Source organism: Nitrosomonas sp. (assembly GCF_019635155.1).
GTDB lineage: Bacteria > Pseudomonadota > Gammaproteobacteria > Burkholderiales > Nitrosomonadaceae > Nitrosomonas.
Window position 1 is genome coordinate 1 of record NZ_JAHBZY010000028.1, and the last position, 20,421, is coordinate 20,421.

The 20,421-nt window shown below is 50.9% G+C and carries 16 protein-coding genes; 8 read left to right on the forward strand and 8 right to left on the reverse strand.

Translation table 11 applies throughout. The annotated features are described in order from the left end of the window. The coding region (locus KF839_RS14045; protein ID WP_292918457.1) for an IS5 family transposase at positions 1–361 on the forward strand (361 nt) is incomplete at its 5' end. Positions 362–548: 187 nt separating this feature from the next. Further along, on the forward strand, positions 549–4,310 hold the full coding sequence (hrpA, locus tag KF839_RS14050) for an ATP-dependent RNA helicase HrpA (protein WP_292918458.1): 3,762 nt from the start codon (positions 549–551) through the stop codon (positions 4,308–4,310). A 52-nt stretch (positions 4,311–4,362) separates the two neighbouring features. Here hrpA and KF839_RS14905 read toward each other — a convergent pair whose 3' ends face one another. Further along, positions 4,363–4,557 (reverse strand): PEP-CTERM sorting domain-containing protein, encoded by a 195-nt coding sequence (locus KF839_RS14905; RefSeq protein ID WP_416362376.1) that lies wholly within the window; start codon positions 4,555–4,557, stop codon positions 4,363–4,365. A 235-nt stretch (positions 4,558–4,792) separates the two neighbouring features. On the opposite strand from KF839_RS14905, the gene aroG reads away from it, so the two are divergent. Further along, the gene (gene aroG, locus KF839_RS14060; protein ID WP_292918459.1) at positions 4,793–5,857 is read left to right on the forward strand and encodes a 3-deoxy-7-phosphoheptulonate synthase AroG; all 1,065 of its coding nucleotides are present in this window, start codon (positions 4,793–4,795) and stop codon (positions 5,855–5,857) included. A gap of 5 nt (positions 5,858–5,862) precedes the next feature. Here the strand turns inward: aroG and KF839_RS14065 are convergent, their stop codons facing one another. Together KF839_RS14065 and KF839_RS14070 are read right to left on the reverse strand one after the other, a co-directional pair. After that, positions 5,863–7,119, reverse strand: coding sequence for an ABC transporter permease (locus KF839_RS14065; RefSeq protein ID WP_292918460.1), 1,257 nt, complete (start codon positions 7,117–7,119; stop codon positions 5,863–5,865). Further along, entirely contained in the window at positions 7,109–7,849 is a 741-nt protein-coding gene (locus KF839_RS14070) for an ABC transporter ATP-binding protein (RefSeq protein WP_292918461.1), read from the reverse strand. The genes KF839_RS14065 and KF839_RS14070 overlap by 11 nt, the downstream gene beginning before the upstream one ends. Between KF839_RS14070 and KF839_RS14075 the strand changes: the two genes are divergently transcribed. After that, on the forward strand, positions 7,839–8,558 hold the full coding sequence (locus tag KF839_RS14075) for a DUF3299 domain-containing protein (RefSeq protein ID WP_292918462.1): 720 nt from the start codon (positions 7,839–7,841) through the stop codon (positions 8,556–8,558). The genes KF839_RS14070 and KF839_RS14075 overlap by 11 nt on opposite strands. A 10-nt stretch (positions 8,559–8,568) precedes the next feature. On the opposite strand, the gene KF839_RS14080 is transcribed toward KF839_RS14075, so the two are convergent. The 4 genes from KF839_RS14080 to KF839_RS14095 all read right to left on the reverse strand — a co-directional run bounded on the left by KF839_RS14080 (position 8,569) and on the right by KF839_RS14095 (position 11,128). After that, positions 8,569–9,120: a DUF2796 domain-containing protein gene (locus KF839_RS14080; RefSeq protein ID WP_292918463.1), complete on the reverse strand. Its 552-nt coding sequence runs from the start codon at positions 9,118–9,120 to the stop codon at positions 8,569–8,571. Next, positions 9,110–10,216, reverse strand: a complete 1,107-nt coding sequence (locus tag KF839_RS14085) for a CobW family GTP-binding protein (protein ID WP_292918464.1) — start codon at positions 10,214–10,216, stop codon at positions 9,110–9,112. The genes KF839_RS14080 and KF839_RS14085 overlap by 11 nt, the downstream gene beginning before the upstream one ends. A gap of 22 nt (positions 10,217–10,238) precedes the next feature. Further along, a complete protein-coding gene (locus KF839_RS14090) occupies positions 10,239–10,703 on the reverse strand; it encodes a Fur family transcriptional regulator (RefSeq protein WP_292918465.1) in 465 nt (154 codons plus the stop codon). Between the two features lie 257 nt (positions 10,704–10,960). Next, entirely contained in the window at positions 10,961–11,128 is a 168-nt protein-coding gene (locus KF839_RS14095) for a hypothetical protein (RefSeq protein ID WP_292918466.1), read from the reverse strand. 63 nt (positions 11,129–11,191) lie between these two features. On the opposite strand from KF839_RS14095, the gene KF839_RS14100 reads away from it, so the two are divergent. From KF839_RS14100 to KF839_RS14115, 4 genes are all read left to right on the forward strand, one after another. Further along, positions 11,192–13,375 (forward strand): TonB-dependent receptor, encoded by a 2,184-nt coding sequence (locus tag KF839_RS14100; protein ID WP_292918467.1) that lies wholly within the window; start codon positions 11,192–11,194, stop codon positions 13,373–13,375. A gap of 325 nt (positions 13,376–13,700) precedes the next feature. After that, a complete protein-coding gene (locus KF839_RS14105) occupies positions 13,701–16,559 on the forward strand; it encodes a ribonucleoside-diphosphate reductase subunit alpha (protein ID WP_292918468.1) in 2,859 nt (952 codons plus the stop codon). 84 nt (positions 16,560–16,643) lie between these two features. After that, positions 16,644–17,834: a ribonucleotide-diphosphate reductase subunit beta gene (locus KF839_RS14110; RefSeq protein WP_292918469.1), complete on the forward strand. Its 1,191-nt coding sequence runs from the start codon at positions 16,644–16,646 to the stop codon at positions 17,832–17,834. Positions 17,835–17,941: 107 nt separating this feature from the next. Next, positions 17,942–19,912 (forward strand): ATP-dependent nuclease, encoded by a 1,971-nt coding sequence (locus KF839_RS14115; RefSeq protein ID WP_292918470.1) that lies wholly within the window; start codon positions 17,942–17,944, stop codon positions 19,910–19,912. Positions 19,913–20,036: 124 nt separating this feature from the next. On the opposite strand, the gene KF839_RS14120 is transcribed toward KF839_RS14115, so the two are convergent. After that, complete coding sequence (locus KF839_RS14120; protein ID WP_292918471.1) at positions 20,037–20,315, reverse strand: type II toxin-antitoxin system RelE/ParE family toxin; 279 nt, start codon at positions 20,313–20,315, stop codon at positions 20,037–20,039. Between the last annotated feature and the right edge of the window lie 106 nt (positions 20,316–20,421).

The window sequence follows — 20,421 nt, forward strand, 5'->3', positions numbered from 1 at the left end:
GGTCGATGGTGATGGTTTACCTGCTGAGTTTGAAATCACCGGTGGCGAAGTCAATGACTGTTCTGCAGCACCGCAGTTAATTGCCAAATTACCGATTGTAGCGGATAAGGGTTATGACAGTGAGTTTATACGTGATCAGATAGTAAAGAAAGGAACCAAAGCTGTGATACCAAGGAAGTGCAATTCGACAAAGGGTAACACAGACATGGATTGGGGATTGTATCGATACCGGCATTTGGTAGAAAACGTCTTTGCCCGGATAAAACAGTACCGGACAGTGGCTACGCGATATGGCAGACTGGAGAGAAATTTTGAGAGTATGGTTGCCATGGCATGCGGGTATCTGTGGTTACCTATGTGAAATGTCAACAGGCCCTAGATATGCAGGTTTATATTTTTGAATCACCTTCCTTCTCCTTTACACATAGTTTAATGTGCTCGTCAAGAAGGAACAATTCCAAGCAAAGTGGTTGTCAGCCCGTTAGATAACTTATAAGGCCATTTGAAATGGCCATTCGTAACAAACGATTTGATTTTGCTGCACTTCTATGAAGAAATTTTCTCCCGAAGTCATTACCAAGCGATTAGCGCAGCTTCCTAACCCGGTTTACGCCGACGATCTGCCGGTCAATCTTCGCCGGGAAGAAATCAAGCAAGCGATTGAAAATCATCAAATCGTGATCATTTGCGGCGAAACCGGTTCGGGCAAGACCACGCAAATCCCTAAAATTTGCCTGGAACTCAAACGCGGTGTGCACGGTTTGATCGGGCATACGCAGCCGCGGCGGATTGCGGCGCGCACGGTGGCGGGGCGGATTGCGGCGGAATTGAACAGCCGACTGGGGCAAGTGGTCGGTTACAAGGTGCGGTTTACCGACAAAATCAGCGCGGATTCCTATATCAAATTGATGACCGACGGAATTCTGCTGGCTGAGACGCAGAGCGATCCATGGTTACAGGCTTACGATACCTTGATTATCGACGAGGCGCACGAGCGCAGCCTGAATATCGATTTCTTGCTTGGTTACCTCAAGCAACTGCTGCCGAAACGACCGGATTTGAAACTGATCGTGACGTCGGCGACTATCGATGCGCAGCGCTTTTCCCGGCATTTTAACGATGCGCCGGTGATCGAAGTCAGCGGGCGGTTGTATCCGGTCGAGATCCATTACCGTGCACCGCTGGCCGATGATGACGACGACAGCAGTGGCGATACGCAACAAGCCATTATCCATGCGGTTGAGGAACTGCATGCTTTGGGATCGGGCGATATCCTGATATTTCTGCCGGGTGAGCGCGAGATTCGGGAAACCGCTGAAACTTTGCGTAAACATTCGTTTCACCGCTTTCATTCGAATATCGAAATCCTGCCGTTGTTCGCCCGGTTGTCGGTCGCGGAGCAGGAACGGGTCTTTCAGCCGGACGGTGTGCGCCGCATCGTGTTGGCGACCAACGTCGCGGAAACGTCATTGACCGTTCCAGGGATTCATTATGTGATCGATGTCGGTCTGGCACGGATCAATCGCTACAGCTACCGCAACAAGGTCGAACAATTGCTGGTGGAGAAAATCTCGCGCGCGTCGGCGAATCAAAGAGCAGGGCGCTGCGGCCGGGTCGCGAACGGCGTGTGCATCCGCTTGTATTCCGAACAGGATTTTCAGAGCAGGCCGGAGTTTACCGATCCGGAAATTTTGCGCTCGTCGTTGGCGGCAGTGATTTTACGTATGAAATCGCTGAAAATCGGCGATGTCGAGAATTTTCCGTTTCTGGAGCCGCCGTCACCGAGAATGATCGCCGACGGTTATCAGCTGCTCGCGGAACTCGGCGCAGTCGACGACAATCGCAATCTGACTGCAATCGGCTGGCGCTTGGCTAAATTTCCGATCGACCCGAAGATTGCCCGCATGATTTTGGCGGCAAAACAGGAGAATTGCCTGCACGAAATCCTGATCATCGCGTCGGCGCTGAGCGTTCAAGATCCGCGCGACCGGCCGTTCGAGTACCAGACTGCTGCGGATGAAGCGCATCGCCGTTTTCAAGATGAACGTTCGGATTTTATGGCGTATTTGAAATTATGGGATTTCTTCGACGATTTGCTGAAACATAAGAAATCCAATAAGAAACTGCTGGCGCAATGCCGCGAGCGTTTTCTGTCGTATCGCCGCTTACGTGAGTGGCGCGAGATTCACGGGCAATTGCATGTGCTGATGACGGAAATGGGTTTCAGGCCTAATGAAGCTCAGGCGAACTACGACGAGATTCATCGCGCATTGTTACCCGGCTTGCTTGGCAATATCGGTTTCAAAACCGAGAAGGAAGGTGAATATCTGGGCGCGCGCGGCATTAAGCTGACGATTTTTCCCGGTTCGGTGTTGAAAAAAGGCAAGGCTAAATGGGTGGTGGCGGCGGAATTGGTTGAGACTGCCAAGCTATATGCGCGTTGCGCAGCGAAAATCGACCCGGCCTGGTTGGAACGAATAGCCGGTAATTTGTGCAAGCGGCATTATTTCGATCCGCATTGGGAAAAGAAGCGCGCGCAAGTCGTCGCTTTTGAGCAGGTCACGTTGTACGGTTTGATCATCGTGCCAAAGCGGTCCGTTCACTATGGACCGATCCATCCGAAGGAAGCGCGCGAGATTTTTATCCGTGCGGCACTGACTGCAGGGGAATACGTCACGGAAGCGCCATTTTTTCTGCACAATCAAGCGTTGATTCAGGAAATCGAAGAACTGGAGCATAAAACACGGCGGCAGGACGTGCTGGTCGACGAACAGGAAATTTTTGCGTTTTACGATGCGATTATTCCGCAGGGCATCACGAACGGTGCGGGATTTGAGAAATGGCGCAAGCAGGCGGAGCAGCAGAATCCGCAATTGCTGTATTTAAAGCGGGAATTGCTGATGCGGCATGAAGCCGGGCATGTAACCGAGGTGCAATTTCCCGAAGCGATGATGTTGCCGGACGGCAGTGAACTGGCGCTTTCGTATCGCTTCGAACCCGGTCATGTGCTCGACGGCGTGACGGTGATGGTTTCGCTGCCGTTCCTGAACCGCCTGGAAGCGAAACAACTCGATTACCTGGTACCGGGATTGATCCGCGAGAAAATCACCTGGTATTTGAAAGCATTGCCGAAGCAATTCCGGCGGATGCTGGTGCCGTTGCCCGAATCGGTGACGGAATTTTTGGCGGGCCATTCAAATGCTGTACACCCATTACCGCTGGTTGATGCGTTGCAGCAATACATTCTCAGGAAAACGACGCTGACGGTGCCGACGGAAACGTGGCCAATCAGCGAGATACCATTGCATTTGCGGATGAATATCCGCGTGATTGACGATGCCGGTGAGGAATTGGCGATGAGCCGCGATCTTGCCGGGCTGCAGCGGCAGCTTGGCCAGGCTGCGCAACAATCGTTTGTGAAACGCGACTCCGCCGACGAAAAAATTGCGATCGAGCGCGAGCGGATTGCGCAGTGGGATTTTGGCGATTTGCCGATGGAAATTGCGTTCATGCGCAACGGTCAACCGATGACGGGCTATCCGGCGCTCATCGATCAAACTGAGAGTGTCGCGATTCGCTTGTTCGATACGCGGGAAGCGGCAGATCATGCGATGCGCCCGGGTGTACGGCGGCTATTAAGCCTGATGTTGAAAGAACAAATCAAACAATTGGACAAGAGCCTGCCTGGTTTAAAACAAGCCAGCATGCAACTGGCGAGCCGCATGACTCCGGGCGATTTGAAGCAAGATATGTTGAATGCCATTCTCGATCGGGCATTGCTCAGCGACGATCCTCTGCCACGTAACGAAAGCGAGTTTGACGCGCAGTGCCAGCGTGCCAGAAACCGCCTGCCGGAAGTATCCTCGGCATTGGCAAAACTCCTGCAGCAAATCGGCGTCGAGTATCAAACATTGACGGCGCGTTTAGCGGCGGTTCGCAATGAACGCGTGAAATCGGATCTAAAAGAACAACTCGATCATTTGCTCTACCCTGGTTTTCTGACTAATAATGAATGGAAGCGATTGCAACACTTGCCGCGCTATTTGAAAGGTATGACGGTGCGTTTGGATAAGCTTTCCGCGAATCCGGAGCGGGATCAGCGCACCAGTGCCGAAGTGGCGCCATTCTGGCAACAATATTTGCAACGGCTCGAAAAGCACCGGAAAATCGGCGTGAATGATGGCAATTTGGAAGAATTCCGCTGGCAAATCGAGGAATTGCGCGTGTCGCTATTCGCGCAGGAATTGAAAACACCGTCTCCGGTATCGCCCAAACGGTTGCAGAAACTTTGGGACACTGTACGGCCATAAAAAACAGAGGCCGTGGCCCTGTTTGTTGTTTGTACTATTATTGCCAGCGTGATTAGGCCGCAGCCACTTTGCGGCGGCTTGCCGTGAAGCCCAGCAAGCCTAAACCGGTGAGTAACATCGCATAGGTCCCAGGTTCCGGAACGGCTGAAACGCCTTCAGCGGTAACGCTATTCAATCCCCGGCCTTCATCGGTTAATCCTTGGAGGGAACCGGTGTAATCAAAGGTCAATACAGGTGAAATTGACAAGGACCGAAACGTAAATTTATATGTTTCGTTTCTTGCGTTCCATCCACTTTGCATTTCCTCTTATTTGGTGGATGAATCAGCGTTTTCCTGGAAGCGGCTTTTATTACACCAATGATTCTGAAGAAATTCCTCGCTTAGGTTAAAATACGGACTATTTTCTTCTTGCCGCCCGCTGCTTGTTGGTGGCGGTAAGTCCGGGTCGAAATAAACAAGTTCTCATAATGAAGGAAGCCACATGAAATACCAAACCGATGATCTGCGCATTGTCGGCGTGCATGAACTCACACCGCCGGTGGAGCTGCACCGCGAATATCCAATGACGGAAATTGCGACTGAAACCGTTTATTCGGCGCGGCAAAGCATTCATCAGATTTTGCACGGCGAAGACGATCGCTTGCAGGTGGTGGTCGGGCCATGCTCAATTCACGATGTCGATGCGGCTTTGGAATATGCGGCGCGGCTGAAGCATTTGCGCGAAGTGCTTAAATCGCAATTGCATATCGTGATGCGCGTGTATTTTGAAAAGCCGCGCACGACCATTGGCTGGAAAGGGTTGATCAATGATCCGGATTTGGATAATAGTTTCCATATCAACAAAGGTTTAAGAATGGCGCGGCGGTTGTTGCTGGATTTGAATACCATCGGTATGCCATCGGCGACCGAATATTTGGATTTGATCAGCCCGCAGTATTTATCCGACCTGATCAGTTGGGCGGCGATTGGTGCTCGCACCACCGAAAGTCAAGGTCATCGCGAATTGGCTTCCGGCGTGTCTTGTCCGATCGGTTTTAAAAATGGCACCTACGGCAATCTGAATATTGCCATTGATGCCATTGCCGCAGCTTCGCGTCCGCATCATTTCCTGTCGGTTACCAAAGAAGGGCATACCGCGATTTTTGCCACTAAGGGCAATGAGGATTGCCACATTATTTTGCGCGGTGGTAAAAAGCCGAATTATGATGCCGCCAGTGTCGAATCGGCGACTGAAGAATTGACTAAAGCCAAACTGCCGCCGCACTTGATGATTGATTTCAGTCATGCCAACAGCCACAAGGATTACCGCCGCCAAGCGGAAGTCGCGGCTAATGTGGCCGAGCAAATTGCTGCTGGAAATCGTGCGATTTGCGGCGTGATGATCGAGAGTCATCTGGTCGAAGGCAATCAAAGAGCTGATGGTAAAAAACGCGAAGAGTTGGTTTACGGGCAAAGCATTACCGATGGCTGCATCGGTTTCGAAACCACCGAGCAGGTATTGCAACAACTGGCCAAGGCGGTCGAAAAGCGCCGGAAAAGAAAATAAACCGCTCAGTTCTTGATTGTTAATCCTTGATGCAGTGACAAGCGATAAGCACTCAGCGCAGGAATCAATCCCAGCAGGAAGGTGCTGGCGATGATGATGCCGAGATGAGCGATGATCGGGTCATTGATAACCAGGTGGTTAATGAAAATACCGAAATTTTCAGCCAGATAGGTTTTGGAAAAATGGAGCGTCGCTGTTAATAAGAAAATCGCCAGGATGATGGCGGCAGATACGATCAACAAAGCTTCTATCTGAATAAGCAGGAAAATAAACAGCGAACTTGCGCCGATCGCGCGCATTACTGCAATTTCGCGTTGTCTTTCGCGAATCGATGACAACAGCATGGTGCTCAATCCCAACAGCGCCGAGAACAATACCAGGTAAGAGATCAATTGCAGCGTGTTTTCCATCGTCCGCATCATTTCCCATAGTTCCATCAACGTTACGCCGGGAAGAATCGCCAGCAACGGTTCTTTGGCGTATTGATTGATTTGGCGTTGCATCTGGAAAATCGCCATTTTAGACTGTAGCCCTATCATGAACGCAGTGATGCTTTTCGGCGTGAGATCACGCTTTTCTATATCATCGCCGGCAATCTGCTTACCTGGAATTTTTACACCATCCCGCCAATTGAGGTGGATCGCTTCCATCCCTTGTAGGCTAACGTATAACGCTTGATCGGCGGGGGTGCCGGTCGGCCTGAGAATCCCTGTGACAGTGAAGGGTCTGTCATCATGCAAACTGAAACTGACTTGCCCGAGTCCATGGGCTAACACGATGGTGTCGTGTAAACGGTAATTGAGCTTTCTGGCGACATCGGCGCCGAGCACGACATCGAACACTTTCGCGAATGCCCGGCCTTCGGAAAAATCCAGTTTGGCGTTCTCTCCGAAGCGGAATCGCTCGAAAAAATCATGGGTAGTTCCGACCACGCGGAAGCCACGATGCGAATCGCCTAATGAGATCGGAATGGTCCACGCCACTTTGGGGTCATCCGCAAATTGGCGGTAGCTGTGCCACGAAATATTATTGGTCGGGTTGCCGATACGAAATACCGAATACAGCAGTAAGTTGAGTTGACCGGTGCGGGCGCCGACGATCAAATCGACACCGGAAACCGTTTTGCTGAAACTTTCTTTGGCTTCGAAGCGGATATGTTCGACTCCGAGTAATACAAACGTACTGATCGCAACGGAAAGCAATGTCAATAAGACGGTATATTGCCGGTTGCGTAAACTGCGCCATGCGATCTTAGCAAGCATGAATCGCGGTTCCCGTGTGATTGAGGGTGGTCAGGTCAACAATTCGCTGGAAATGTTGCGCCAATGAAGTGTCATGGCTGACAAAAATCAATGTGCTTCGTTGATTCCGGCAGACATTGGTCAAGAGTTGCATGAAAGCAGCGCGGGCATCATTGTCCAATGCCGAAGTCGGCTCGTCGGCAATCAGAATTTCCGGAGAATTGATGAGCGCCCGGGCAATCGCAACCCGTTGTTGTTGGCCGACGCTCAATGCATTGGTTTGTTTGTTTAGTATCGAACGGTCCAATCCCAATGCAGCAAACAATTGCAATGTTTTCTGTTCGATCTTCGTATTTTCTTTGTTACCGAAATAAGCGGCCAAACGGACATTGTCGAATACATTCAAATAAGGAATCAGGTTGAATTGTTGGAACACAATGCCAATACGACGGGCTCTGAAGCGATCCCGTTGGCGGGTTGAGAGTGCGCTTAGATTTTGACCCAGGATTTCAATGCTGCCTTGGGCCGTTGTCAAAATTCCCGCCAGCAGATTTAACAAAGTCGATTTTCCTGATCCGGAAGGTCCATGCAGAAAAATTCGCTCGCCTTGCCGAATTTGCCAATACGGAATGTCGAGTATCGCCGCTGAATTCTTTCCGGGGTAGGAAAAAACTAACCGGCTAATTTTTATCGCGTCGGGTGATTGCGTTGCAGCCGCTTCCAATGGGGTTTCCGGAGAGATGAACGTCAACAAAACCTCCTTCCTGATTTTTCTTGGCCTGTACCCGGATGATATACTGCACCGTATGATTACAACAGTACTTTTTCGCAAATTGCGCGATTCAATCGATAACCGGCTGGCCTTTGTCAGCATCACGGCCATGCTGTTGGCGATCAGTTTTTACTGTGCTGATTCGACCGCGCAATCCAATTCACATAATCTGTTAAAGCAGCAACCATCCGGAGCGGTGCCGTACCGGACCATCGAATGGGTGGATCTGATGCCGAAGGATGATTTGGAAGCATTGTTGAATCCGCCGGATTACCTTGATGACATCGAGGATGGTTCCGAGCAAGACCGGCTTAATACGCAATTTAAGCTTGCAGCGCCGCAAGCCGGAGACGATCGTTATCAGCAGGCTCTTAAATCCACGCGGATTATGCCGGAATTCGATCAGCAAAGAATCCGGATACCGGGTTATATCGTGCCGCTGGAGTTTGGCAAGAATCAATTGGTGACGCGCTTTTTTCTGGTGCCGTATTTCGGTGCTTGCATCCATGTGCCACCGCCGCCGCCCAATCAAATCATTTACGGTGTTTATGATAAGGGGTTCAAGCTCAATCATTTGCAAGAAGCTTTCTGGCTGACGGGCTTGCTAAGGACAACACTAACCGAAAACGATGTCGCGACCTCCGCTTATACGTTACAAGTGGCGGATATCAAACCTTATACCGAATAACCTGCGCAGCTTACTTTATTGTCAGGCTATTGGTTGCCGGTGTGAGCGTCTTCATGCCTTGTGACCGGCTGGTAATCCATTGCGCCTTGATTTGTTGAATTCCCGGGAAAACAGCGAACAAATGGGTTGTAATATCGTTTAATTGCTGAATTTGCGAGCAGTTGAAACGGTAATTGGCATGAATATCGGCATGTTCGCTTGCATGGCCGTGATCATCATGGTCTGAATGAGTCTGTTTTTCCAGCATCTGGATATCGCTACTTTGGAGCTGGCAGTTTGCTCCGGGAAATGTGAATAACCCGGTTGCCTCGGTCAGCGTTTGTTGGGTAATTCGGAAGACGGCTTTTTGTTCGTCGGTAACGGGTGCATGCTCAAATCCTAGTAAGTTCATGGCCGGAGATTCCAAGGTTAAATGCACCTCATTTTTTTCCAGAACGATATTCAATACGGCGATGCCATGTACATGCGGTTCGTGCATCGGGTGTTCTGCCGATGCGATCGCACCGCAGGATGATGCCGCAAAAAATAATAACCAGCCGGTCATGATCGATTTACGATACATTGCTTGCTTGAGCCGGGTCTACCAGCGCTATAAAAGTGTCTTTAATCACGGAATAGGGTACATCCCGCGTAATAAAGACGATACGGGTCCGGTGATCTTCCGAAGGCCACTCGGGTAATTCCACCGGCGGATGGAAAATATGCTGCACGCCGTGAATAACCCAAGGCGCGGTGCGGTTCTTCATGTTCAATAATCCTTTAATCCGCAAAATATCCGGGCCTTTGATCGTCATGAGCAGATTCAGCCAATTGTCGAAAAGCGCCGGATCGATGGGATCTTCGAAGGTGAAGCAAAAGGCCTGCACATGATCGTCGTGACGGTTGATATCGAACTGAGCAACCGGTGAATGCGCGCGGGATAATTGATTGCTTTCGGGATTGACAGGCTGGTAACGATTGGCTGGCTTGGATTCATACGATTCCGCGTTGAGCCATTTCATCACATCCGGTGTTTTTTGTTCGACCGAAAATAACGTGCGATTGAAAGTCGACTGCAGATCCGCTTGTCCATTGATCGACAGCAATTGCAACGCGGCCGGGTTCAGCATATGCACCCGCTGCTGTACGGCGGCGAGCGTTTTTTCATCGAGTAAATCGCTTTTGGTCAAAATGATCCGGTCAGCCACGGCGATTTGTTTCACCGCTTCCATGTGGCGATCGAGCGTTTCCATCGCATTGACTGCATCCACTGTCGTGACGATCGCATCCAAGCGATAACGGCTGGCGATGTGCCGGTCAGTCATCAAAGTATGCAATACCGGCGCGGGATCCGCTAATCCGGTGGTTTCGATCACGACCCGGTCAAAGTTGCGTGTACCGTTGCGGGCGAAACGCCAGGTAGCGTCTTTAAGCACTTTCGCCAAGTCGCCCCGAATCGAGCAACAGATGCAGCCGTTGCCCATTTCCATCACCACCGTTTCAGTGCTTTGCGTGACCAGCAAATGATCCAAGCTGATTTCGCCGAATTCGTTGATGATCACCAGGGTTTTGCTGAAATAGGGGTGGCGCACCAGTTGATTGAGTAACGTGGTTTTGCCGCTGCCAAGAAAACCGGTGAGCAAAATGACCGGGATTCGTGAGTTGCTGTGATCCTCCATGACAGAATTCAGATAAAAATAGTCATTTTGAAATGGCTTGACATTGCTTGCATACACCGTGCAATTCCAATTGCTGATGCGCCAATGCAAACCCTGTGCTCTGAATGCTTCGCTCGAGATCTTCGATGATATGTTTTTTGATGCCGATTTCCTTGACGCTGCCACAGCGGTCACAAATCAAAAATTGCGGGGTTTCATGCTGATGATTGCAGGTGATATGTGCGCAGGACATGTATTGACCGGCGGTTTCCAGTTTATGAACCAATTTTTCCTGAATCAGGAAATCCAGCATGCGATAGACCGACATGACGGGGAGCGATTCCTGAAATTGGGCTTTATATTTATCGACAATGTCGTATGCCGACAGCGGTATGGTGGAAGCCAGTAATACCGTCAGTACATTTTTACGTTTTTCCGTTAACTTGTTGCCGGTTGACGCACACACTTCTTGTGATCGTTTGATAATTTGATCGATATCTGCTGACATTTTGATTTCTTCTACTTTTGGAAAACAAGAATCTATTGATTACATGAGCATTTTACTCGAAATTGCCGATATGTAAAAATCATCGCAGTATCTCCTCGGTTGTTGATCGCCGATCCAAGCCGGCAATGGGTTCCGCAAGATTGATCGGTATGCCTCACTTGCTTGCAACGCAATATCCGTCACTCAATTTGCATTATTCAATGGCTATTTTGATAGTTCCGTTTGTTTGGTATTGCTATTGGATATGATATAACATATCATCCTTTCGCTTCAATAATAACTTTATTTTTCGGCTCAAATTTCCCTGTTTCAGAAGGCGCGGTTGCAGTTGCTATCAATTGACCGGCGATTCCCGGGAAATGCGATTTAGCAATAATTAACGAGAATAAAATGTCACTGACAATTCTATTTTTTAATGAGTTCAACTACTTGAATGCTTGCAACTTAAGTATGAATCCATTTGTTCATGCGTCAATCGGTCGTTACATATGCTTTTACCGTCGCGGAAAATAACGATACATATTGCACTGGTACTGATACTGATGACGGGACAAGTCAATCAGGTATCGGCAGAACAACCGGCGGCCGCTAAGGACCCGGAACCAGAGAAAGCAGCGTCCGAGCCGGGAAAATCCAATTCAGCCGTTCAATTGGCGCCCATTCAAATCATCGGCACATCCGCGGATGAAATGCTGAAGCCGAACAGCAGTGTTTTAAAAGGACGCGCCTTACGGTTGCAGCAAGGGGATACGCTGGGCCAAACGTTGCAGGGAGAATTGGGTGTCAGTAATGCCTCATTCGGTCCAGGCGTCGGTACACCGGTGATACGCGGCTTGACCGGCTCGCGTGTTCGTATTTTGCAGAATGGCATCGGTAGTCATGATGCCAGCAGTCTCAGTCCCGACCATGCCGTTGCGATTGATTCGTTATTCGCCGATAACGTGCAGATTCTGCGCGGGCCCGAGGTGATCCGCTATGGCGGAAATGCCATCGGAGGCGTGGTGGATGTCAACGATAGCCGTATTCCAGGCAAAAGAGCCAAGCAACCTGTAAGCGGTTCCGTAGAAAACCGCTACGACACCAATGGCAATGGCACGCATTCGGGATTCCGGTTGAACACCGGTAAGGACCGGTTTGCATTCAACTTGGGAGGATTTTTCCGTCAGCGGGATGATATCCGGATTCCGGGAAAAGCGATCGACGAAGCATCAACCGGTTTGCCGGATGTTCAGAATGTCGCAGGCAAAGTTCCTAATACCGATAGCAAAGGACTTGGCGGCTATACCGGCGTCTCATGGCTGGGCGATAATTTTATGGCCGGCATGTCGGTGAGTCATACCGATAACCGCTATGGCGTTCCTAAAGGGTTTGAAGGTATTGCCGAGCCTCAAGCGCTGTCACCGAACATCCGCATCAACATGCAGCAAACCCGCTATGATTTCAAGACCGAATGGTATGAGCCGATGCGCGGCGTGGAAAGCGTCAGTTTCCGTTATGGCTTGGTTAATTACGGACATACCGAATTCGAAGGCGGTTCCCCTTTTACCAAATTTAAAAACGACGTCGGTGAAGGGCGCGTTGAAGCGCGTCACAATGCGCTGCCCAATTTAACCGGAACAGTGGGAGCGCACTGGATTGACCGTGATTTCTCCGCGTTAGGCGTTGAAACCTTTGTGCCGCCGACTAAACAGCAAACGTTGGGGTTTTATACGACGCAGGATTACACCTGGAAAAATTGGATTGTGCGAGGTGGTGTCCGATTTGAACATGCGCGTATTAATCCCAATGCAAGTGAATTGAAGCTGCGCGATAGTGACGCATTGCCTCCCGTTGCATTGCCGGATTCCATGGATTATCAGGCATTTTCCGCTTCAACCGCATTGCAATGGAATCTGCGGCAAGATACGGCATTAACCCTGACGCTGAATCGTGGCAAACGCCCGCCGGATATTCAAGAATTATTGGCGCTAGGGCCGCATTTATCGGTTCGCAGTTTTGAGATTGGCAATGTGCAATTGAAAAATGAGACCGTCAACATGGTCGACTTGGGGTTCGAATGGAAACCGGGCCGTATCAATGCGCGCATCAATGGCTATTACAACCGCACCGATGACTATATCTACCTGCGCAACACCGGATTGGTTTATGACGTCGATAACGAAACCATAGGTCAGCACTGTGCCAGCGGCACGGAATGCGTTTCGGTGCTTGCTTATGACCAGCGGAATGCGGAATTTGCCGGTTTTGAATCCCAGATTGACGGTACGCTTTACCAATTGCCCGGTGGCAGCAATGTGCTGCTGACTCTGTTTTCGGATTACGTTCGCGGACGATTTATCAATGGCGATCGTGCCGATGTGCCGCGTATGCCGCCGTTACGTTACGGCGCCGAATTGGGACTCGGCAATCCCGCTTGGAATACGGCGCTGCGCTATACCCGGGCGGAAGCGCAACGGCACCCGGGCGGAAATGAAACGGCGACGGACGGTTATCATTTATTGACCGCTTCGGCGGATTATCAATTAAAAGCGGGTAAATGGGGCGATGTATGGTTATTCGCCAAAGGTCATAACTTACTCAATGAAGAAATACGCAATTCCGTGTCTTTTCTGAGAAATTTTGCGCCGGAACCGGGGCGCAGCTTCATCTTTGGCGTGCGCGCCACGTTCTAGAAAATCAGCCGGATTGCAGATTAACCCGCTGCGGATTCCTATTTCCTCAATTTTTCCCGCGTTGTAAAAAAACATCATCCGGGAATGCCATTTCAAGCAACTGATAGTAACCGGTTTTTACTGGGAAACGATCATCATTTTTTCTTTTTAATCGAAAAATATCCAAAAATTTTTCTGCACAAAAATAATTTGTGTTGTACTATTAGTGCCGCAGTACTATTCATTGACTACTAGATATAGTGGTTTTCTAATAACGATACTAGCTCGTTGAATCAATGGAAATTTGTCTTTTCTTTGATGAATTATCAGTCAGGAGGGATCACCGATGCAACTCGCGACAGAACCGACGCACCTCAAATCTGTTTCCGGAAATCAAACTTTAATGGATACACCGACACCCAATTCCCCGTTTTCCCAGCACCGAGTCATCCGCCGTAATGGCGCGGTGGTGGCATTTGAGCCGGGCAAGATTTCAGTAGCGATGACCAAGGCATTTATCGCCGTCGACGGCGGGCAGGGCGCGGCATCGGTGCGGGTGCGCGAAGTCGTGGCCAATCTGACCAGCGATGTGGTGAACGCATTGCTGCGGCGTCAACCGGATAGCGGCACCTTCCATATCGAGGATATTCAAGATCAAGTGGAATTGGCGCTGATGCGCTCCGGTGAACACGATGTAGCGCGCGCGTATGTGTTGTACCGTGAAGCGCGAGCGCGCGAGCGCGCCAAGCTGAAGCAAAGCGCCGAAGCGGTCGCGGAAACCTTGACTGTGATCGACAACGGTCAGCGCGTGCCGCTCGACATGGCCAAATTATCGGCGCTGATCGAATCCTCCTGCGCAGGTTTGGGCAATACCGTCGATCCTTCGCTGATTTTGAAAGCGACCTTGAAAGACTTGTACGACGGTGTATCGCTCGACGAGGTGCGTAAATCGCTGGTGTTGTCGGCGCGCGTGCTGATCGAAAAAGATCCGGCGTATAGCTATGTCACCGCGCGTTTGTTGTTGAACAATATCCGCTCCGAGGTGCTGGGAGAGGAAGTGTCGCAGCAGGCGATGCAAGAGCACTATAAAGAATATTTCCCGGTATTCATCAAACGCGGCATCGAAGCCGAGCTGCTCGATCCGCGCCTGGCGCAATTCGATTTGAAGCGTTTGTCCGAAGCATTGGACGCTGACCGCGACTTGCAATTCGATTATCTCGGACTGCAAACGCTGTACGATCGCTATTTCCTGCACGTCAAGGAACACCGCATCGAATTGCCGCAAGCCTTCTTCATGCGCGTGGCGATGGGTCTGGCGCTGAACGAAATCGACCGCGAAGCGCGCGCCATCGAGTTTTATAACGTATTGTCGAGTTTCGACTTCATGAGCTCGACGCCGACGTTGTTTAATTCCGGCACCTGCCGTTCGCAGTTGTCGTCATGCTATCTCACCACCGTACCGGACGATCTCGACGGCATTTATGAAGCCATCAAGGAAAATGCTTTGCTGGCTAAATATGCCGGCGGTCTCGGCAACGACTGGACGCCGGTGCGGGCGATGGGCGCACGCATTAAGGGTACCAACGGTAAATCGCAAGGCGTGGTGCCGTTCCTGAAAGTGGTGTCCGATACCGCGGTGGCGGTCAATCAAGGCGGCAAGCGTAAGGGCGCGGTATGCGCGTATCTGGAATGCTGGCATCTGGATATCGAGGAATTCCTGGAATTGCGCAAAAATACCGGTGACGACCGCCGCCGCACGCACGATATGAATACCGCGACCTGGATTCCCGATCTGTTCATGAAGCGCGTGATGGAAGGCGGCGACTGGACGCTGTTTTCGCCGTCGGACGTGCCCGATTTGCACGAAAAATTCGGTCAGCAGTTCGAGCAGGCGTATCTGGCTTACGAAGCGAAAATCGAACGCGGCGAATTGACGCTGTACAAGAAAATTCCGGCGGTGCAGTTGTGGCGCAAGATGCTGAGCATGTTGTTCGAGACCGGGCATCCGTGGATCACGTTCAAGGATCCGTGCAACGTGCGTTCGCCGCAAAATCATGTCGGCGTGGTGCACAGTTCCAATTTATGCACTGAAATTACGCTGAACACCAATGACAAGGAAATCGCCGTATGCAACCTCGGTTCGGTCAATTTGCTGGCGCACTTGAAGGATGGCGCGCTCGACATGGACAAGTTGAAACGCACCGTGCGTATCGCGATGCGCATGCTCGACAATGTCGTCGACATCAATTTCTACGCCGTCGCCAAAGCGCGCAACGCCAATCTGAAACACCGCCCGGTCGGCATGGGCATCATGGGATTCCAGGATTGCTTGCATCAACTGGGCATTCCGTACAGTTCGCAGGAAGCGGTGGAATTCGCCGACCGTTCGATGGAAGCGGTGGCGTATCACGCTTACTGGGCATCGACCGAATTGGCGGAAGAGCGCGGTTGCTACAGCAGCTACAAAGGCAGTTTGTGGGATCGCGGCATCCTGCCGCACGACACCTTGGCGATTCTGCAGCAAGAACGCGGCGGTTATGTCGAAGCGGATTTGTCGGCGACGCTCAATTGGGACGCGTTGCGCCAGCGCATCAAACAGCACGGCATGCGCAATTCCAATTGCCTGGCGATCGCGCCGACTGCGACGATTTCCAACATTGTCGGCGTGTCCGCGAGCATCGAACCGACCTATCAAAACCTGTACGTCAAATCGAATTTGTCCGGCGAATTCACCATTGCCAACAAGTCGCTGGTCAACGATCTGAAAAAACTCAATTTGTGGGATGAAGTGATGATCGCCGACCTGAAGTATTTCGACGGCGCGATCAGCAAAATCGACCGCATTCCGGATCATATCCGCACATTGTATGCGACCGCGTTCGAGGTCGATCCGCGCTGGTTGATCGAAGCGGGCGCGCGGCGGCAAAAATGGATCGATCAGTCGCAATCGCTGAATATTTATATGGCGGGCGTATCCGGCAAGAAACTCGATGACACTTACAAGCTGGCGTGGCTGCGCGGTTTGAAAACCACATATTATCTGCGTTCGATGGGTGCCACCGGTGCGGAAAAATCGACGGTACGCGCCGGTTCGCTGAACGCGGTGCCTGCCGACGGGGGTATCGTCAAGGCGGCGGTGGAAGTTTCGACCGTCGAAATCAAATACTGCGCGATCGATGATGAGAGTTGCGAGTCCTGCCAGTGATAACGTCAGGAAAATAATGATCGAATCGATGTTTCTTCAAGCGAATCGAAACATAAAGATAATCGAAATATAAAGGAGTGAACCATGCTGACATTTGAAGACGAACCGCAACAACCGCAAACATTGCCGGCCAACGCTATGCCACGTACCGCGCAGCATGATTTTGAATTGCCGCTGCAGACATTGCCGCGGGACGACCGGGATCACAGCGCCGCGCCGCAGCAACCGGCCGGTCAGGATGTTGCCGGCAGCGCCAACCGCCGCATTTCGGTGGAAGACAAGCAAATCATTAATTGCCAGGCGGACGTCAATCAACTGGTGCCGTTCAAATACAAATGGGCGTGGGATAAATACCTGGCAGCCTGCGCTAACCATTGGATGCCGCAGGAAATCAGCATGAGCCGCGATATCGCATTGTGGAAAGACCCGAACGGCCTGACCGAGGACGAGCGCCGTCTGGTCAAGCGCAATCTCGGTTTTTTCGTCACCGCCGATTCGCTGGCGGCGAACAATATCGTGCTCGGCACCTACCGCCACATCAGCAACCCGGAATGCCGCCAGTATCTGCTACGCCAGGCGTTCGAGGAAGCGATTCATACCCACGCGTACCAATACATCGTCGAATCGCTGGGACTGGACGAAGGCGAGATTTTCAACGCGTACCATGAAGTCCCATCGATCCGCGACAAAGACGAATTTCTGATTCCGTTCATCGACACGCTGACCAATCCGCACTTCCAGACCGGTACATTGGAAACCGATCAGCAATTGCTCAAAAGTCTGATCGTGTTCGCCTGCATCATGGAAGGGCTGTTTTTCTACGTCGGCTTCACGCAAATTCTGGCGCTCGGACGGCAAAACAAAATGACCGGTTCCGCGGAGCAATATCAATACATCCTGCGCGACGAATCGATGCACTGCAATTTCGGCATCGACGTGATCAACCAGATTAAAATGGAAAACCCGCATTTATGGACCAAGGAATTCCGCGACGAAATCAGCGCGCTGATGCAAAAAGCCGTGGCGCTGGAATACCGTTACGCCGAAGACACCATGCCGCGCGGCGTGCTCGGCATGAACGCGCCGATGTTCAAGGAATACCTGCGCTACATCGCCAATCGCCGCTGCCAGCAAATCGGCCTCGACGCGCTGTATCCGAACGCCAACAACCCATTCCCGTGGATGTCGGAAATGATCGATCTGAAAAAAGAAAAGAATTTCTTTGAAACCCGCGTGACCGAGTATCAAACGGGGGGTGCGTTGAGTTGGGATTGAGGGTTGTTGGTACCGACTCAGTTTAGGCGATTTTTTCGAGTTCCAAAATGGTCAAGTTGGATAGGTGAATCACTTTTAGCAGTGTTCTACCGTGAGATAGATAAATCATGAAACTAATCAAAGTTCGTGTCCAAAATTATCGGTCCGTAGAAGATAGTGAAGAGTTTGAGATTGGCGACCTTACCTGTCTTGTCGGAAAGAACGAGGCGGGCAAGACTGCGCTGTTAAGTGCCATGCGAGGTTTGAAACCCTCGCAGCAGTTCGATTTCGATGAGCCCATCGACTATCCGAGACGTTTCACAACCAAATTCGATGAACGACATCCCGATGGGAAGGCCGAAGTTATTCGGACATGGTGGCGACTAGATGATGTGGATAAGGCCGTTGTTGAAAATCGCTTTGGCACAGGGATTTTGAATGGTGATACATTCCAAATCCACTTTGGCTTCCGCTATGAAGACGACAGCCGCATTTGGGAAATTGATGTCGATAGCGCCAAAGTGCTGGAAAACTTGCTCAGTAAGCATGCACTCGATGCTACTGAGCGCAATGTGTTGCATGGAGTGTCCGACGGCCCTGCCGCAGATAAAGCGCTTTCGGGGGTGACTGAGAAGACGCAAAAACAAGAGGCACTTTTGCAGGATATCAAGAAGTGCAGGAAATCAAACTTCACCCTAGGGGTAATCGATTTACTGTCGGCCAGGCAGCCTAAGTTCTTCTTCACCTCGCACTTCGAGCGCATGTCGGGCAAAGTTTCGATTCAGAAACTCCAGCAAGACAGACAGAATAACTCAGTTGTGGTGGGTGACCAGATATTTCTTGCGTTTCTGGAATATGCAGGAACAACGCTTGAAGAATTGCAAAGTGCGGATCGCCGCGAAATCCTGAAGGCTACATGCGAATCAGCTAGCAATGAGATCACCGAAGAAATTTTCCAGTTTTGGAGTCAGAACAACGCGTTGGAAGTGGTTATCGACATTGACAGTGGAAAGGCCATGGACCCGGCTCCGTTTAATACCGGCACGGTGGCTGAAATTCGGATCAAAAACAATAATCACAAGGCGACGTTGCCTTTGTCCGAGCGCAGTGCGGGTTTCGTCTGGTTCTTTTCGTTCTTGGCTCAGTTCAAGCAGCTCAAGAAGATACCCGGAAACGGCAATTCCATTATTTTGTTGGACGAGCCCGGCCTGACCCTACATGGCAAAGCGCAAGGCGATTTGCTGCGCTACATCGTTGAGCGGCTGCTGCCGGACCACCAAGTCATCTTCACCACCCATTCGCCCTTCATGGTCCCAATGGATCGCCTCGCCGATGTCCGCATTGTGGAGGATGTGGTCATCGAGAAGCCGGGCAAGCGGCCCGAGGTCAAGGGGACGAAGGTTCGATCCGACGTGCTCGAAGTTAACGACGACACGCTCTTCCCGCTTCAAGGCGCGTTGGGCTACGAAGTGACCCAATCACTTTTTATCGGCGCCAACACTTGGCTGGTCGAAGGTCCCTCGGACATTCTATATTTGCAGGTTTTGTCGCAGGCGTTGACCAAGCGCCGACGCGTTGGGCTCGATCCGAAGTGGACGCTATGTCCATCGGGCGGTATCGATAAAATCGCTCCGTTCGTGAGGCTCTTCGGCGGCAATCGGATCAATGTAGCGGTTCTCTCCGACATTGCCACTGGCGACAAAACCAAGATCGAGAATTTGAAGAAGGCTGACATCCTGAAGACCGGGCATTTCTATACCTGCGCGGATTTTACGAAGCAAGCCGAATCGGATGTTGAGGACTTGTTCGACGCCGACCTGTTCGTCGAGATGCTCAATCAGACCTACAAGCCGCCAGCAATCAATGCGGTGACGAAAGATGCCTTGATGGCAGCTGCACCCACCCCTCGCATCGTCAAGAAGGCGGAGGCCCTATTCAAGCTGATGCCCGCAACAGTAGCCGAGTTCGATCACTTCGGCGCCTCGCGTTGGCTCTTGGAGAACTCGTCCGTGCTGGATATGGACACGCCTGCGGTCAATGCGACCCTCGATCGTTTCGAGGCGGTGTTCAAGGCTTTCAATGCACTTGTGACCAAGTAAAGAGGCTCAGTTAGTGTGCCTTGTTCGGCACGCTACTTGCAGCATAGGCGCAATGAATAATGGGAAAAAGGGATCTGGTAAAAAGGGGCCAGACCCCATATAGAACAACCATCTTGATGTGTGCTCATTGATCATTATTCCACAGTTGGTTTTCTATATTGGATAGATTCCTGCTGCCGTGAATAATGGTGATAATAAATACATTGTTGATTCGAATCAGATAAATGATGCGATACCCTTGAAAGATTAATTCTCGCACATCTTTTCTTTCCCCTGCTTCTGGTACGCGTCGCCCGATTTCGGGAAAGTCTTTCAGGTGATTGACTGTATTGAAGATCTGTTCAGTAAATTGCTTGGCGTAAAGTATAGAATAAGATTGAATAGCTACCAGATCATCTAACAAGCTGTTGAAAAACTATCTGCGTTGCCGCTGCTGCGTTAAAAATAGGCTCAAAATGCTCATTTATTTTGTACATAAAGCTCATACATGATGTCATCCCAGCTTGCCT

Coding starts and splice junctions, on each gene's coding strand:
- hrpA (WP_292918458.1), top strand. CDS start 549: ATGAAGAAATTTTCTCCCGAAGTCATTACCAAGCGATTAGCGCAGCTT.
- aroG (WP_292918459.1), top strand. CDS start 4,793: ATGAAATACCAAACCGATGATCTGCGCATTGTCGGCGTGCATGAACTC.
- KF839_RS14065 (WP_292918460.1), bottom strand. CDS start 7,119: ATGCTTGCTAAGATCGCATGGCGCAGTTTACGCAACCGGCAATATACC.
- KF839_RS14075 (WP_292918462.1), top strand. CDS start 7,839: ATGAACGTCAACAAAACCTCCTTCCTGATTTTTCTTGGCCTGTACCCG.
- KF839_RS14080 (WP_292918463.1), bottom strand. CDS start 9,120: ATGTATCGTAAATCGATCATGACCGGCTGGTTATTATTTTTTGCGGCA.
- KF839_RS14085 (WP_292918464.1), bottom strand. CDS start 10,216: ATGGAGGATCACAGCAACTCACGAATCCCGGTCATTTTGCTCACCGGT.
- KF839_RS14090 (WP_292918465.1), bottom strand. CDS start 10,703: ATGTCAGCAGATATCGATCAAATTATCAAACGATCACAAGAAGTGTGT.
- KF839_RS14100 (WP_292918467.1), top strand. CDS start 11,192: ATGCTTTTACCGTCGCGGAAAATAACGATACATATTGCACTGGTACTG.
- KF839_RS14105 (WP_292918468.1), top strand. CDS start 13,701: ATGCAACTCGCGACAGAACCGACGCACCTCAAATCTGTTTCCGGAAAT.
- KF839_RS14110 (WP_292918469.1), top strand. CDS start 16,644: ATGCTGACATTTGAAGACGAACCGCAACAACCGCAAACATTGCCGGCC.
- KF839_RS14115 (WP_292918470.1), top strand. CDS start 17,942: ATGAAACTAATCAAAGTTCGTGTCCAAAATTATCGGTCCGTAGAAGAT.